Source organism: Streptomyces sp. NPDC059256 (genome assembly GCF_042753785.1).
Lineage (GTDB): Bacteria > Actinomycetota > Actinomycetes > Streptomycetales > Streptomycetaceae > Streptomyces.
In genome coordinates this window covers 105,482-119,427 of the sequence record NZ_JBHYZO010000013.1, presented here as the reverse complement: position 1 = coordinate 119,427, position 13,946 = coordinate 105,482, and the positions used below count along the sequence as shown (strand labels likewise).

The following is a 13,946-nucleotide window of genomic DNA, read 5'->3' as shown; positions in this document are numbered from 1 at the left end:
GTCAGCTCTTCCCCTCGCGCTTGCTGCGCCGCAGCAGTTGCGGTAGCAGGATCAGCGCGGTCGTGGCGACGAGCACGATGCTCGACGCGGCGGCGATCGTCGGGTCGGTCTCCACGGTGACGCTGCTGAACATCGTCACCGGGAGCGTGTGCAGGGTGGGGCTCTGGAGGTAGAAGGCGATGACGACCTCGTCGAGCGAGGTGACGAAGGCGAAGACCGCCCCCGAGAGCACACCGGGTGCGATGAGCGGTGCGGTGACCCTTCTGAAGGTGGTGAAGGGTCCGGCACCCAGCATCGCGGCGGCCCGGTCGAGCCCCCGGTCGTAGCCGCGCAGACTGGTGGAGACGGCGACCACCACGAACGGCACGGCCAGCGCGGTGTGCGCCACCACGAAGCCCACGAGCGTGCCCGACAGGCCCCAGTTCAAGAAGGCCGCGTACACGGCGATGGCGGCGACGATCTGCGGTACCACCATCGGGGCCATCAGGAGTCCCTGGATCAGACCCTTGCCGGGGATGCGACCACGGTCCAGGGCCATCGCCGCCAGCGTCCCGAGCACGGTGGCCAGTACGGCCACCGCCAGGGCGATCTGGAGCGAGGTCAGCAGGGAGTCACGCCACAGGGGATTGGAGAAGAAGTTCCGGTACCACTGGAGCGACCACTCCTCGGGCGGAAAGGTGAAGCTGCGCTTTCCGGTGAAGGACAACGGAATGACGATGAGCGTGGGGGCGACCAGGATGGCTCCCACCATCGCGGCCCACAGCCGCAGCCCTATTCCACCGCGGAACTGGTGGTTCTCCATCGGTCAGTCCTCCTTCGCGGACAGGCCGAGCGCGGCCCCGGCACGGCTGACCCGGGAGACCAGCACCAGCAGCAGCGCGGTCAGGGCGAGCAGGATCACCGAGAACGCTCCTGCGCCCCCGAAGTCGAGCAGCTTCTCGACCTTGGTACCGATCACCTGCGCCACCATGGACTCCTTCGGCGAACCGAGGAGCTTGGGGGTGACGTAGAAACCGAGCGCCAGGACGAACACCAGCGTCGTACCGGAGATCACACCGGGCATGGACAGCGGCAGGTAGACGCGTCGGAAGCAGGTGAAGCGTCCCGCGCCGAGACCGGACGCGGCACTCATCAGGCGCCGGTCGATTCCGCTCATCACGCTGTACAGGGGCAGCACCATGTAGGGCAGCAGCACCTGAATCATGCCGATGGCCACGCCCGGTGCGGTACCCAGCAGTCCGCCGTCCCGTCCGAAGAGCGATCCGAGCATCCCGAGCGGGCCGCCGTCCTGGAGCAGCACGATCCACGCGAAGTTGCGCGCCATCAGACTGGTCCAGAACGGCAGCAGCACCAGAGCCATCAACACCGCACGCGTCCGCGGTCCCGTCACCGTCATCAGATAGGCGTAGGGGTAGGCGAGCAGCAGTGTGGTCACCGCCACCACCAGGGAGGTGAGGAGCGTACGCCCCATCACCCGACCGGTGGTCGGATCGGCCAGCAGGTCGGAGAAGTTGCCCACGCCCGGCTCCGGGTCGGTGAACGCCCGCCACACGATGTCCGCCAGTGGATAGGCGAAGAAGACCAGCAGCATCAGCACGGCCGGAGCCAGCAGCAGCCACTGTCTGCCCTGTCCGCCGAGCGCCCGTTGCAGCGGGCTCTTGGCGGGGCGCTTGGCGCGGTGCGCGTCCGGGCCCGGTGCCCGGGCCGCGGTACCGCTCAGGAGGTCGGTCATGGCTCAGCCCGTCGCCCAGCCGGTCCACCGCTTGGTGGCCTCGTCCTGGTTCTTGGCCCACCAGGCGACGTCCTGGTAGAAGCCCTTCTCCTGGATGTCGTCCCGAGCGGTGTTCCACTCCTCGGCGAGCGGCTCCAGCTGCGGTTTGGCGTCCGAGTTGACGGCCGCGTACGGCTGGTCCTCGGCGAACGCGGCCTGGGACTTCGCGTTGGTGGCGTAGGCGATGAAGTCCATCGCGAGGTCCTTGTTCGGTGCGCCCTTGGGCACCATGAGCACCGCGTAGGCGAGCATGTTGTCCTGCCAGATCGGTACGTACTCGGTGCCGTTCTTGGCGGCCATGTAGGCGCGGCCCGACCAGACCAGCGCCATGTCGGCCTGCTGGGACTCCAGGGCCTGCTGGCTCTGCGCCGACGTCTCCCAGAAGCTGAGGTTCTTGCCGAGGGTGTCGAGCTTCTTGAAGGCCCGGTCGTAGTCCAGCGGGTAGAGCGCGCTTGAGGCCACCCCGTCACCGAGCAGTGCGGCTTCGATGGCACCTCCGGTGGCGAAGCCGGGGGCGAGGCGCTTGCCGGGGAACTTCTTGGTGTCGAAGAAGTCCGCGATCGAGGCCGGCTTGGCGTTCGGGTACTTCTTGGGGTTGTAGACCAGGACGAGCGAGTACATCGCATCCGGTACGGCGCAGTCGGAGACGGTGCCCTCGGGGAACTTCGACTTGTCGATCTTCTTGAAGTCGAGCTTCTCGGCGTACTTGTCGCAGGCCCCGACCGGGAAGAACGGCTCGGTGTCCACGACGTCCCAGGTGACGCGCTTCGACTCGACCATCGTCTTTATCTTGGCGTAGTCGGTCGGCTGGTCCTGGACGGCTTTGACCTTGGCTTCCTTGGCCCAGGGGGTGAGCCATGCCTTGGCCTGGGCCTCCTGGTAGCCGCTGCCGTAGGAGGTGAAGGTGAGTTCCTTGCCCCCGCTGTCGGAGCCGGAGCCACTGGAACAGCCCGCGGTGATCATGGTGAGGGCGATGGCGACAGTCGCCGCGCCTAGGCGTCGCGATGGGAAGTGCACGTCCGGTCCTCCATCGAAGTGGCAATAAGCGCTTATTATTGCGATCGAGTTCGGGTTGGCAATACCCTCCACCCAACAAGTGAGATCCAGGAGGGCACACAGATGGCTCCACAGAGCGCGCACGTCGAGGGCCGAGGAAGCTCCGTACGCGCCGGCGACGCAGCGACCGAGGTCGACCTCACCGCGCTGCGCAGACTCCAACTCATCGGCGCGGCAAGCGAAGTGATCTGCCGCAACGGTGTGGACGGGGCCAGGCTGAAGGACATCGCCCAGGAGGCGGGCGTCTCCCTCGGCATGGTCCAGCACTACTTCCGGCGTCGGGAGGAACTGATCAGCGAGACGATCAGCGCGATGCTGGAGCTGACGTTGGCCACCTGGCGCTCGGTGTCGGAGCGGGAGCCCGATCCGGTGCGGAGGCTGTTCGCCCTGCTGAGGTTCCAGGTCGCCGGCTGGGCCCCCTTCCCCAAGCGCTGGTCCTTCTGGATCGAGTTCTGGTCAGCAGCCAACCGCGACGACACCCTGCGGACCTATGCGCAGAATGTCTACCAACGGTGGGAATTTCCCTTCCGTTCGGCTGTTGACGCCGGACTGGCCAGCGGCGACTTCACCCCCTCGGTGCCCGTCGACCGGGTCAGCGTCATCCTGATGTCCCTCGCCGACGGCGCGGCGGTGCACGTGCTGATGGCGGGTGACACGCTCGACGACGAGGGCATGTTCGACCTGCTCATCGACATGGCCTGCCGCATCCTCGGCATCAGCGACCAGGCCCGTGACCAGGCACTGAGGGACCTGCCGCGGATCATCAGCCCGCACTATCCCGAAGAGCCCGAACCGAGCGACGGCATCGACTGGAGCCCGCTGATCGGGGAACTTCCCGCATGACGTCCCGGCTGTCGATGCGGCACCGCCGAGTCGAGGGGGCCGAACGGCCACCCGCCGGCGACAAGGACTGAGGGGGACGCGGCCCGGCCGTCCTGAGCCGGGCACGCGAGCGGACCGGTGGAGGTCGCCGGACCGCTCCGGGCAACACCGGGGCGCTGTCCCTGGACAAGTGGCAACCTCGCTGACTCCTCCGTGGTTGGCTGCCGGGCATGCGACCGATCGGTGCGGCACTGATGACCCACGGCGGCCATGCCGTGTACGAGACGTACGAAGGCGTGGCGGACGAGGACACGGGGGCGGTCTGCGGCCCCGACACCCGCTTCCAGATCGCCTCGCTCAGCAAACAGTTCGCCGCTGCTGCCGCCCTACTCCTCGTCGAGGACGGCGTTCTCGCGCTGACCGACCGGGTGTCCACCTGGTTGGCCGACGCTCCGGAGCAGTGGGCGGACATCACCCTGCACCGACTCCTGACCCACACCTCGGGTCTGCCGCACTGGCACGCGCTCCCCGCGCTCGACCGCGAGGAGTCACCGACACGCGAAGAGGTCGCGGCCGACGTCATGGGCCTGCTGCCGCTGCCCGGGCGCCGAGCCTGGCACTACAGCAGCCCGGGGTATGTCCTGGTCGCCCTGATGATCGAGCGGGCCAGTGGGTCCGACTACGGCGACTTCCTGCGGACACGGATTTTCTCGCCACTGGACCTGGCGGCCACGACCATCGGGACCGCGCCGCCCGCGGTCGCCGCCCTTGGCCACCGGGGCCCAGCGGTCCGCGGCAGTGGGGACGTCTCCTGGATGCCCGGCAGCGGAGACCTGTGGTCGACCGCGCGTGATCTAGCCCGCTGGGCGCGCGCCGTGGAGCGTGGGGAGCTGTTGTCCGATGGCTCCTTGCGGGCCATGTTCACCCAGCACTGCGGAGTGGAGATGCGCGAAAATCCGCTCACCGTCACCGGCTACGGCTACGGAGTGTTCCTCGGGGAGTTGGCCGGGCGGGCGGCCCGTTTCCACCACGGTGACAACCAGGGGTACCGGTCGTTGCTCGTGCGACTCCCGGAGTCGGACACCGGGATCGTGGTGCTCACCCACGACGAGTGCGTCGATCCGTACGCCTGGCTGTCGGAGCTCGTCCAACTGCCGGCCTTCCCTCGCCGTGGCGCCGCGGGTCGCTGCTCGTGAGCCGTCAGCCACTGCCCGACGGAGCCGATGGGCCGGCGGCAAGGGCCTCGTCGACCGAGGCGTGGAGATGCAGTACGCGATCCAGACCGAGGAGGTCGATCAAGCGTCGCACCGACGGCGAAGGCGCGGCCAGACGGAACCTGGTGTCGAGCGCCCGGTGCACTTGGAGGAGGAGGTTCACCATGGTGGAGTCGGCGAAGGAGACCCCTGCCAGATCGACCACCACTGGTTCCGGGCCCGTCATGGCCTGGTCAAAGGCGGCGGTGACCGGAGCGATGGTGTCGACGTCGAACTCTCCGCTCAAGGTAACAATCACGGCTCCGCGGTCCCGTCGGGCAACGACGGGCGGTCTCTGCTCAGCGCTTTGGGTCACGTACACCTTTCAGGTGGTATGGAGCGCCATAGGGCACTTTGGGCGGCGCCTCGCGTGACTCCTGGAGCTGGCGACGTCCACGCTAAAAGTAACAGTTGCCATTTGACAACATTATCCGCGAGGCAACAATCTGCTGTCATGAGTCACCTGATGACCGACCGCGGCGCGCCGAGCGCACGCGGACACCAACGCGCGTGCGGCTACGCGCTGTCCGCGATGGGATGAGGGTCATGTTCCAGAAGTGGACGCCCGTCACTGCCCCGAAGCTCAGAGGCCGCAGCCTCATGGAAAGCGGCGAGCCCCTCCGCGAGTGCCTTCAGGGACACCGGTTCCATGACCGCGAGGACCGCTGCGACCTCATCCATCCGGATCGCACGGTGCTCCGCCAAGAGCGCCCGCCCGCGCGGGCTCAAGCGCAACTCGACCTCGCGCCGACTGGTCGGGCTGGGACATCGTTCGACGAGGCCCATCGCCTCCATGCGGTCACAGAGCCGGCTCACCGAGGGAGGACGCGATCCGATCGCCTCGCCGAGCGCACGCAGGTTCGTCCCCTCATGCTTTTCGATGACCAACAGGGCACGCAGCTGGGAGGGCGAGACCGTTCCCGAGGGCGCGGCGTCCTGGCCGCGTCCCCACAGGACCTCAAGCAGCTCGGAGGCGGCGCAGACTGCCTCGGACAGCTGCTCGCGTGGACGGGACGGACCGGTGAAACGGGACACCCGCCCACTGTGTCACCCGACAGCCGAATCTGTCAGCCCAGGATCGCTCCCAACCAAGAACGAAGGACTCCCGAGAGACCGTGACCGAAAGCTCAGAGATCGAGAGAGCGGTGCGCACCGCAGCGCCGTACGCCCTGGTGGAGACGGTTCGTGCCCAGCTCGCTGCATCCCACGGAGCCACCTCCGTGCGGCTGTTTCTAGCGGACTACGGGCTCACCGTGCTCAATCCGCTGGAAGCTCTCGACCAGGTCGCCGACCCGCCGCAGCCGCTGTCGATCCACAACAGTCCCGAAGGTCGGGCCTTCGGGAGCCAAGAACCACGCGAACACCAGATCCGTCACGGGGACGCCGTCGACCACCATCTACCGGTCACCGTCCGTGGCGAACGCCTCGGCATCCTGACGGTACGACTGCCCGGCGACCGCTCCACCCGGCAAACCGTCGACGAGCTGACCCAGGTGGCCGACCTCCTCGGCCATGAGATCCTCGTCGCCGAACGCGACACCGACCTCTACCGACGCGCTCGACGCACCAGCCGGCTCACACTGGCCGCCGAGATGCAGTGGCAACTACTGCCCGCCCGCGCGTGCAGTGCGCAGGAGTACGCGATCGGAGCACAGCTCGAACCTGCCTACGCCATCCACGGCGACAACTACGACTGGGCGGCCGACCGGGACGAACTCACCCTGGCGCTCACCAACGGGATGGGTGACGGCATCCAGGCGTCGCTCCTGACCAATCTCGCCGTCAACGCGCTCCGCAACGCACGACGTGCCGGCATCCCCATCGCCGACCAGGCGGCGCTGGCCGACCAGGCGCTCTACGAGCAGTACCGAGGGGCGTCCTACGTCTCCACACTGCTGCTGCGCTTCGAGTTGGCGACCGGCCGAGTCGAGATCGTGGACGCCGGCTCCCCCCAGCTCTGGCGCCGCCGCGGTAGGACGGTCGAGCGGATCGATCTTGAGCCCCAACTTCCGCTCGGCATGTTCGAGGAGACGCAGTACGTCACTCAGGACCTACGGGTCCTGCCCGGCGACCGATTGCTCATCGTGAGCGACGGTGTTTTCGACGCGGCCTCGCCGACCGGTGAGTTCTACGGGGAACGGGCCTTGGCCCTCGCCATCCACGCCACGAGTCTGCTGCCGGCTGCCAACGTTCCGCGAGCCGTGTTGCGCGAGTTGGCGGAGTATCGCGAGACGGACACCACCGACGACGCTCTGGTGTTGTGCCTCGACTGGTTCGGCCGGGAGGGCGCCGTAGAAGACTGACGGACGCGAGCAACGGCGAACGACGTGTCCCCGGGGGTGAGGGCGTGGCGCACGGCTGCTCCGGGGGATGCACCCGAGGGCGTCGCACGGGACGGGCGAGCAGCGTCCGGGGGCACGGCCGGCCCGTCGGTGCGTTCGCCCGTGGTGCCTTGCGATCACATCAGACCGATGCGCTCCAGCAGGGGTTCGCGATTGCTCCGCCGATTCGCATGGCCACGCCACCCGGCCAGCAGCGCCATGGCGGTCCAACCGGATGCGCCCCACACCAGCATGGTGAGCCGCCCCGCGGAATCCACCTTGGACGCGTCCTTCAAGGGGGCCGCACCCTCAGGGTCATAGACCACCTCGATGCGGTCACCGACCGCATAGCTGGGGGACTGCCCGCGGTACAACAGCTTCTCCTGCAACTCCCCGTCCTCGCCGACAAGGGTGAACTCATGGCGATTACTCGTCGTGCCGGCCGCACTGTCCGCGGTGATCGTCACCTGCTCATGGACGCCACGCACTTCCAAGGCGCTGTACGGGGCATAGTCGACGGAGCCCACCAGCACCATCAACGCTGGCGCGAGGGAGAGCGCCGCGAGCCACCACGCTTCGTGGACTATGCGCATGGCCACGGCGAAGGCACACCCGAAGAGGACGCCGGTGAAGATGGGTATGGCGTCGGTCGTCCCCAATGACGCATAGGCGATCAGGGTGTTGGTTCCGGCGAAGGCCCAGGCGAGCCCCACCAGCAACACGGTACGGCGCAGGGACTTCCATGGGCTCACGCGCGCACCGCCGCAGCAGTCCGCAGGGTGGGGAACGGCTCGCTCACGCCGAGGGTGTCGCTGCTCACATCACACATCCGACCAGCATAGACCGCGGTGAACAGCCTCTTTCGGGATGGTCCATGACGGGCAGTCCGGGGGAGAGCGCCGGGACGTTGGTGGATGAAGCGCGGTCCGGTGGTGCGGCCCGGAGCGGGGTGGGTGCACGGGTGCATTCACATCGACGGTTCGTTCAGGGCGACGGCGCCCCCTTGGACAGCAGGGGCTCGGTACGGCTTCGGTCGGGGTGCGGCCCGTCCGGTCGTTGTGGCTGACCTTCTCTTCGCCGAACTGGCCGACCGGACGGTCGCAGGCCGGGTCTTCGACGTCGTGGCGGAAGCGCCGCCGTCGTCGCCGTATCGGATCTCGATCTCGCCCGGGGGTCCGGCGTACGGATGGCCCATGACCCGGCCTGCACCGTGCGGGTCACCGAAGGACAGCTCAATCTGCGGTGCGTCGCCAGCGGTCGGCAGGGCGCTCGTGAACTCGATCAGGGTCACGGAGTGTCCCGACCTCACCGGCTGACCTCGGGCACAGAGTCGAAGGGGCCTGTCCGACAGCCGTCGGACAGGCCCTGGCCCGCATGGGCCGGCCGGTCCCCGGAACTCCCGATGCCCCCGCATGCAGTCGCTTGACCGAGCACCGCTGAGCGTCACCCGCGGGAGCGACGCGCGTGTCCGCACGGCATGTCTCGTCGTTGGTCGCTTGGACTCCGGGGTCATCTCCTCTGAGTCGAACCGACGATCGGGACCTCCGGCTGCGGCCGGGTGACGGAAGGCGGACACGGTGGCTGGTGCAGGGCGGCAGACGATGGAGAGCAGTACCGCGAGGGTGAGCAAGCGCGTGGCGGTGGTGGGCACGGCGCTCGGGGCGGCATTGGTGCCCGCCGGCGCGGCACAGGCGAACATCATCGCCATCGGGAACCCGGCGTTCGGCAACAGTTGCGCCAACCAGGCAGGGGCGCAGACGTCCGGAGCCACCGTCGCGGCCAGTGGGGCGGCCAGCGGAAACCAGGCCGGCCTGCCCCTGAGCCTGCCGAGGAACCACTGCGGCAACAGCGGGATCATCTGCACCGCGTTGATCCGGGCAGCCTACTAGCGCCGCACCGATGTCAACGGTTCCCGGAACGGAAAGTACCGCCCTGATGGCCGTCACCGGACAGCAACCACCAGTGCGGGAGCTCTTGGCCCTGAGCGGGCGGGCGCTGCCACTCCTGCGCGCCTGGGTCGCCGAGAACCCCCGACTGGGCGTGGCGCGCGCACTGCTGACGTTGGCGACCAGCGAGTCCTTCAGCGATGCGGCACTGCGCGAAGAGCTGGTGATCGCCCATCGTGACGCCCAGGAGGTGGACGAGCGATCGGCCAGCTTGGTGTACGGGGTCTTCCTCCACACCCACCGCCAGTACCGGCTGACCGCCGATCACCTCATCGAGCACTTCGCGTGCTGGCCCGGCGACGAGCTGGCCTCCCTGATGCTCGACGCGTTCGCCGCGTGCGGAGACGACTCCTACCGGGTGCAGGGCGATGAACTGATCGAACGCCAGTGCGCGCATGTGGGGCCCGACAGTTGGCCGTGGCTCGGGCGACTGGCCTGGACCCGGGCGGAACAGGGCCGCCCGGAGGAAGCCTTCGAACTGGCGACCCTCGCCCTGGACCGCTTTCCCCGTGCCGGTCTCGCCGCCCATGCCCGGGCGCACGCCGAACAGGAATCGGGGGCGGGACCGGCCTCCACGGCCTTCCTCGACGGCTGGTTGGCCGCCGACCCCCAGGCGATCCAGTTCAAACACCTGAACTGGCACGCGGCCTTGCAGTCGATCGCGTGCGGGGACTTCGCCGATGCCCGGCGTCGGGCGGACGAAGTACTGGGGCGCGGCGATGTGGGCATGCGGTCGGCAACGAACTGGCGGCTGCTCCTGGCAGGTCAGCAACCGGCCGGCCGCTGCGATCTCGACCACATCCGCGAACTGCTGGCCGCCCCGGGCGGTATGGCAGAGGTCTTCCACACCTTCAACCTGGCCCTCGCACTGGCCGTGGAGGCAGCCACGGATGACCTCTCGGCACTGGCCCATAGAGCGGAGGACGACGCCCGCACCGAGTATCGGGACGTACTGGCCCCCGTGGTGCGCTCCCTGGCCGCGGTCACGGCAGGCCACTCCCAACAGGCCGTCACCCTGCTGACGCCTCTCGGCACGGCGGTCCGGCGCATCGGGGGAGTACGGGTGGAGCGCGAAATCGTCCAGGACACCCTGGCCCGCGCCCTGGTCGACATCGGGGAACACACCCGCGCGGCCGACCTCCTCCACCATCGCATCACCGCGCGCCGGCACCACCGTTATGAGGACCTTCTGCTCTCCTCGGCGACCTGACCCAATGACCGCGCCACAGCCCCGCCGCACCACAGCCCCATAGATCCCGGAGCCAGTTCATGGTCACGCCCCAGGTCGTCGTCGTCTCCCTGCGCGGAAGCGGTACCCAACTCCTCGCCCAGGCCACCACCGCCCTCGGCTACACCCCGTACGGCACGATGGGAGGCACCCAGTCCGCACACGGCGACCGGCCCGGCCCCGGTGAGGTCCACCCCCTGCTCATGGCCGCCTACGGCCCGGACCGAACCCACCGGCTGCTCCAGGATCAGCACGTCGACCGCGCGGCACTGGAGGCCGCCTTCCAGGAGGCCGTCACCGCCCTGTGGCGGATCTGGTGGCTGCGCCTCGGGCAACCGGTCAGCCTGGGGTCGCCCGTCGATCCCCACCTGGAGGGCCGCCTGGCCCGGGTACCCGACGCGGACCTGGTCCGACTGCTCCCGGGCCGCGGCTGCTGGTACGTCAACGCCCTCGACCTCCAGCGCGCCGACGGGGGCTTCCTACGCGCCTGGCACGCGACGGGGCGACCGGCACTCGTCCTCCACCACCGCGATGTGCGCGATCGGATCATCAGTCAGATCAAGCTGCTCTCCCAGCCTTCGGACCGGGTCGGAACCCAGCCCGAACACCTCATCTACCGCGACATCGTCACCGCCCTGCCCACCTTGGAGGACAGGATCACCCTCGCCCTGACCGACCCCGATTTCCCCGGGATGCGGGAGGCACGACAGTGCCAATGGCTCCTGCACCACCCCGCCGTGCAGGTGATCGCACACGAGGACCTCGCCGGGCCCGACCACGGCGGTACCGACGAGGGGCGCACGGCCGCCCTCACCACCCTGCTGGATGCCGTCGGGCATTCCGATCACCGCGCGGCGCTCGCCGCACTGACCCCGACGCCTCCACCGTGCGACGCCGAGGACCTGCGGGTGGGCACCTGGCGCACCCGTTTCACCCCGCATCACGAACGACTCCTGCGCCAACACCATGGCGACCTGCTTCCGGCAGGACCTTCGCAGGTACCCGGTCAGGGCTCCGGTCCCGAGCCCGCTCCCGATGGGAGTGCGCCGCACGACGGACGGCTGCGTACCGGTACGTCGCATGGGGGCCGGATGGCTGGCCGCTGACCCGCACTCGTACGAGCCGCCCGCGCCGGAGCCTGCTGCTCCGTACCGTGAGTCCCATGGTCGTACAGCATCGTGGGAACAGGCGGCCCGGCTATCTCCTGGCCGCCGGGGTGTTCGCCGTGGGGATGGCCGGCACCACCTTGCCGACACCGCTCTACGGCCTCTACCAGGAAGAGATCGGCTTCTCCGAGTTGATCGTGACGGTGGTGTTCGCCGTGTACGCGGTGGGCGTCATCACCGCACTGCTCCTGGCGGGCAACCAATCCGACCAGGTGGGCCGTCGTCCCGTCATCCTCGTCGCACTGGGCCTGTCCGCCGCCAGCGACCTCTGCTTCCTGTTCCAGGACGGACTGCCGCTGCTGTTCGCGGGCCGCCTGCTGTCGGGCTTCTCGGCCGGTCTGCTCAGTGGTGCCGCGACCGCCGCCGTGTTGGAACTCGCACCGCCGAGCCGCAGGACGCGCGCAGGCTTCGCCGCCACCGCGGCGAACCTCGGCGGGGTCGGGTGCGGCCCCTTGATCGCGGGGGTGCTCGCCCAGTACGCACCCGAGCCGTTGCATCTGCCGTTCCTGGTCCATCTGGCCCTGGTGGCGTTGGCGTGCGTTCCGGCCTGGCTGCTGCCGGAGACCGTCGCACATCCACGACGGCCGCGGTGGAACCCCCAGGGGATGGCGCTGCCTCCCGAGGTCCGGGGAGTCTTCCCCTCGGCAGCCATCGCGGCGTTCGCCGGCTTCGCCCTGCTGGGGCTGTTCACGGCAGTGGCGCCGAGCTTCGTCGCCGAGACCCTCCATGTACACGATCTGGCACTGTCAGGCGCCGTGACGTTCTCCGCCTTCCTCGCCTCGACCCTGGGGCAGTCCCTGACCAGCAGGATCGGCGCTCGCCGGTCCCTGCCCGTGGGATGCCTGACCCTGGTGGTGGGACTCCTGCTGGTGGGTGCCTCCCTCCTCGTGGAGGCGCTGGCGCTGCTGTTGGCGGGTGCCCTGATCGGAGGACTCGGCCAGGGGCTCGCCTTCCGGGCCGGACTGACGGCGGTCGGCGAAGCCGCGCCGAGCAAGCACCGAGGCGGAGCTATCTCGGCCTTCTTCGTCATCGCCTACGCAGGTATCGCCCTGCCCGTCGTCGGGGTCGGAGCCCTCACCCTCGCACTCGGACTGCGCAATGCGGGGCTGGTCTTCACCGTCGTGGTGACCGTCCTCGCCCTCTGTGTCGGGCTGTACCTCCTGTACCGGCCGCCCGTCCCCACCGCGACGAGCGAGAGGGGTGAATGAACCACAACGCCCCCTGGTGTCAGGACAGAACCCGATGGCAACCACCCGATGCCACGGACCCTTCGGGGGAGCAGGTCAGGGCGACGCAATGCTGCGGGCGACCCGAAATCCCAGGTCGTCGATGGCGAAGGAGGGATGGCTGCGCCGCCGCACCGAGGCCCCACAACCCCGCGCCGACTCGGCCCAGCCACCGCCGCGGAAGATGCGGTACGACCCGTAGACCTCAAAGTCGTAGAGATCCCAGCACCACTCCCACACATTGCCCAACATGTCGTACAGACCGAAGTCGTTGGGTGCCTTGGCCCCCACCTCATGGGTGTGGCCGCCCGAGTTGTCCGCGTACCAGGCGATGTCGTCGATCTCTCCGTAGCGATAGCCGCGGGTACCGGCCTTGCAGGCGTACTGCCACTCCGCCTCCGTCGGCAGACGGTAGCCGTCGGCCGACCCGATCGCGGTGACCTCGCCGTTCGTCGGATCGCTGGAGTAGACGGGGTCCAGCCCCGAACGGATCGACAGCCGATTGCAGAACTCGATCGCGTCGAGCCAACTGACCCCGGTCACCGGGGATTGGTCGCCGGCCCCTGGCCGAAGGTCCACGTCCATCACCGCACCATGGATTGCAACCGTCATCGGATACCGGCCCAGGAGGAAAGGAGACACCTCTGACCGCCAACAGGTGCCGAGCCGGTCGTCGCGCAGTTCCACCGAGCCCCCAGGGACGGCAACCATCGAGGGGGCGGCTGGAGCGTCTGGGCCGTCTGGGCCTTCGGACGGTCGTTGCACGAGAGCCTCTCTGTCCCTGGTCCCTGAGAAGGGCGTGCCGTGCACGATACTGCCCGGCGTCCTGACCAGGGGCATCTACCGTCAGAGGAAGGACCGTTGGCGCCGGCCCGATGGCCCGATGGATCGAGCCTACGGCCGGCCCACCGGCCCACCGGCCCACCGGCGCGGAGGTGCAGAGGTGCAGAGCGCAGAGGCGCAGAGGCCAGGGGGTGACCGACGGCCGCGGCGCCCGCCCCGATCGCCACCCGGGACCAGGATCAACGGCTCACCCGCCTCGTTGATCGGTTGTTGATCGGGTACTGATCCATCTCTGGCAGCCTCAGGGGCATCCGCCTCGGTAGTCCCACTCCTCCGCCGAGTCGGTGGTGCGTGGACGGCCCCCCACCGTCCAC

15 protein-coding genes are annotated in these 13,946 nt (G+C 68.9%); 7 read left to right on the top strand and 8 right to left on the bottom strand.

Features of this window, described 5'->3' with window-relative positions; all coding sequences use genetic code 11:
- Window position 1 precedes the first annotated feature (1 nt).
- The 3 genes from ACFXJL_RS24960 to ACFXJL_RS24950 are packed head-to-tail and all read right to left on the bottom strand — an operon-like array spanning window position 2 to window position 2,788.
- On the bottom strand, window positions 2-802 hold the full coding sequence (locus ACFXJL_RS24960; protein WP_358879941.1) for an ABC transporter permease: 801 nt from the start codon (window positions 800-802) through the stop codon (window positions 2-4).
- A gap of 3 nt (window positions 803-805) precedes the next feature.
- A complete protein-coding gene (locus tag ACFXJL_RS24955) occupies window positions 806-1,732 on the bottom strand; it encodes an ABC transporter permease (RefSeq protein ID WP_358879942.1) in 927 nt (308 codons plus the stop codon).
- Between the two features lie 3 nt (window positions 1,733-1,735).
- Entirely contained in the window at window positions 1,736-2,788 is a 1,053-nt protein-coding gene (locus ACFXJL_RS24950; protein ID WP_384642242.1) for an ABC transporter substrate-binding protein, read from the bottom strand.
- 102 nt (window positions 2,789-2,890) lie between these two features.
- Between ACFXJL_RS24950 and ACFXJL_RS24945 the strand changes: the two genes are divergently transcribed.
- Window positions 2,891-3,670 carry a TetR/AcrR family transcriptional regulator gene (locus ACFXJL_RS24945; RefSeq protein ID WP_358879944.1) on the top strand — a complete coding sequence of 260 codons (780 nt, stop codon included), beginning with the start codon at window positions 2,891-2,893 and terminating at the stop codon, window positions 3,668-3,670.
- Window positions 3,671-3,879: 209 nt separating this feature from the next.
- Window positions 3,880-4,845: a serine hydrolase domain-containing protein gene (locus tag ACFXJL_RS24940; RefSeq protein ID WP_384695792.1), complete on the top strand. Its 966-nt coding sequence runs from the start codon at window positions 3,880-3,882 to the stop codon at window positions 4,843-4,845.
- Between the two features lie 4 nt (window positions 4,846-4,849).
- Here ACFXJL_RS24940 and ACFXJL_RS24935 read toward each other — a convergent pair whose 3' ends face one another.
- Window positions 4,850-5,218: an STAS domain-containing protein gene (locus tag ACFXJL_RS24935; RefSeq protein WP_384695878.1), complete on the bottom strand. Its 369-nt coding sequence runs from the start codon at window positions 5,216-5,218 to the stop codon at window positions 4,850-4,852.
- Between the two features lie 200 nt (window positions 5,219-5,418).
- Window positions 5,419-5,937, bottom strand: coding sequence for a MarR family transcriptional regulator (locus tag ACFXJL_RS24930; RefSeq protein ID WP_358879947.1), 519 nt, complete (start codon window positions 5,935-5,937; stop codon window positions 5,419-5,421).
- A gap of 80 nt (window positions 5,938-6,017) precedes the next feature.
- Between ACFXJL_RS24930 and ACFXJL_RS24925 the strand changes: the two genes are divergently transcribed.
- Window positions 6,018-7,205: a PP2C family protein-serine/threonine phosphatase gene (locus ACFXJL_RS24925; RefSeq protein WP_358879948.1), complete on the top strand. Its 1,188-nt coding sequence runs from the start codon at window positions 6,018-6,020 to the stop codon at window positions 7,203-7,205.
- 155 nt (window positions 7,206-7,360) lie between these two features.
- Here ACFXJL_RS24925 and ACFXJL_RS24920 read toward each other — a convergent pair whose 3' ends face one another.
- Entirely contained in the window at window positions 7,361-7,975 is a 615-nt protein-coding gene (locus ACFXJL_RS24920) for a hypothetical protein (protein ID WP_384695789.1), read from the bottom strand.
- Between the two features lie 215 nt (window positions 7,976-8,190).
- A complete protein-coding gene (locus ACFXJL_RS24915) occupies window positions 8,191-8,514 on the bottom strand; it encodes a hypothetical protein (RefSeq protein ID WP_384642256.1) in 324 nt (107 codons plus the stop codon).
- 310 nt (window positions 8,515-8,824) lie between these two features.
- On the opposite strand from ACFXJL_RS24915, the gene ACFXJL_RS24910 reads away from it, so the two are divergent.
- The 4 genes from ACFXJL_RS24910 to ACFXJL_RS24895 are packed head-to-tail and all read left to right on the top strand — an operon-like array spanning window position 8,825 to window position 12,771.
- Window positions 8,825-9,112 carry a chaplin family protein gene (locus tag ACFXJL_RS24910; protein ID WP_384695786.1) on the top strand — a complete coding sequence of 96 codons (288 nt, stop codon included), beginning with the start codon at window positions 8,825-8,827 and terminating at the stop codon, window positions 9,110-9,112.
- 10 nt (window positions 9,113-9,122) lie between these two features.
- Entirely contained in the window at window positions 9,123-10,379 is a 1,257-nt protein-coding gene (locus tag ACFXJL_RS24905; protein ID WP_384695783.1) for a hypothetical protein, read from the top strand.
- A 59-nt stretch (window positions 10,380-10,438) separates the two neighbouring features.
- Window positions 10,439-11,503 (top strand): hypothetical protein, encoded by a 1,065-nt coding sequence (locus ACFXJL_RS24900; RefSeq protein ID WP_384642265.1) that lies wholly within the window; start codon window positions 10,439-10,441, stop codon window positions 11,501-11,503.
- 56 nt (window positions 11,504-11,559) lie between these two features.
- Window positions 11,560-12,771, top strand: coding sequence for an MFS transporter (locus ACFXJL_RS24895; RefSeq protein WP_384695780.1), 1,212 nt, complete (start codon window positions 11,560-11,562; stop codon window positions 12,769-12,771).
- A 75-nt stretch (window positions 12,772-12,846) separates the two neighbouring features.
- On the opposite strand, the gene ACFXJL_RS24890 is transcribed toward ACFXJL_RS24895, so the two are convergent.
- Window positions 12,847-13,500: a formylglycine-generating enzyme family protein gene (locus ACFXJL_RS24890; protein WP_384695777.1), complete on the bottom strand. Its 654-nt coding sequence runs from the start codon at window positions 13,498-13,500 to the stop codon at window positions 12,847-12,849.
- Window positions 13,501-13,946: the final 446 nt, after the last annotated feature.

Coding starts and splice junctions, on each gene's coding strand:
- ACFXJL_RS24960 (WP_358879941.1), bottom strand. CDS start 802: ATGGAGAACCACCAGTTCCGCGGTGGAATAGGGCTGCGGCTGTGGGCC.
- ACFXJL_RS24955 (WP_358879942.1), bottom strand. CDS start 1,732: ATGACCGACCTCCTGAGCGGTACCGCGGCCCGGGCACCGGGCCCGGAC.
- ACFXJL_RS24945 (WP_358879944.1), top strand. CDS start 2,891: ATGGCTCCACAGAGCGCGCACGTCGAGGGCCGAGGAAGCTCCGTACGC.
- ACFXJL_RS24940 (WP_384695792.1), top strand. CDS start 3,880: ATGCGACCGATCGGTGCGGCACTGATGACCCACGGCGGCCATGCCGTG.
- ACFXJL_RS24910 (WP_384695786.1), top strand. CDS start 8,825: ATGGAGAGCAGTACCGCGAGGGTGAGCAAGCGCGTGGCGGTGGTGGGC.
- ACFXJL_RS24905 (WP_384695783.1), top strand. CDS start 9,123: ATGTCAACGGTTCCCGGAACGGAAAGTACCGCCCTGATGGCCGTCACC.
- ACFXJL_RS24900 (WP_384642265.1), top strand. CDS start 10,439: ATGGTCACGCCCCAGGTCGTCGTCGTCTCCCTGCGCGGAAGCGGTACC.
- ACFXJL_RS24895 (WP_384695780.1), top strand. CDS start 11,560: ATGGTCGTACAGCATCGTGGGAACAGGCGGCCCGGCTATCTCCTGGCC.
- ACFXJL_RS24890 (WP_384695777.1), bottom strand. CDS start 13,500: ATGGTTGCCGTCCCTGGGGGCTCGGTGGAACTGCGCGACGACCGGCTC.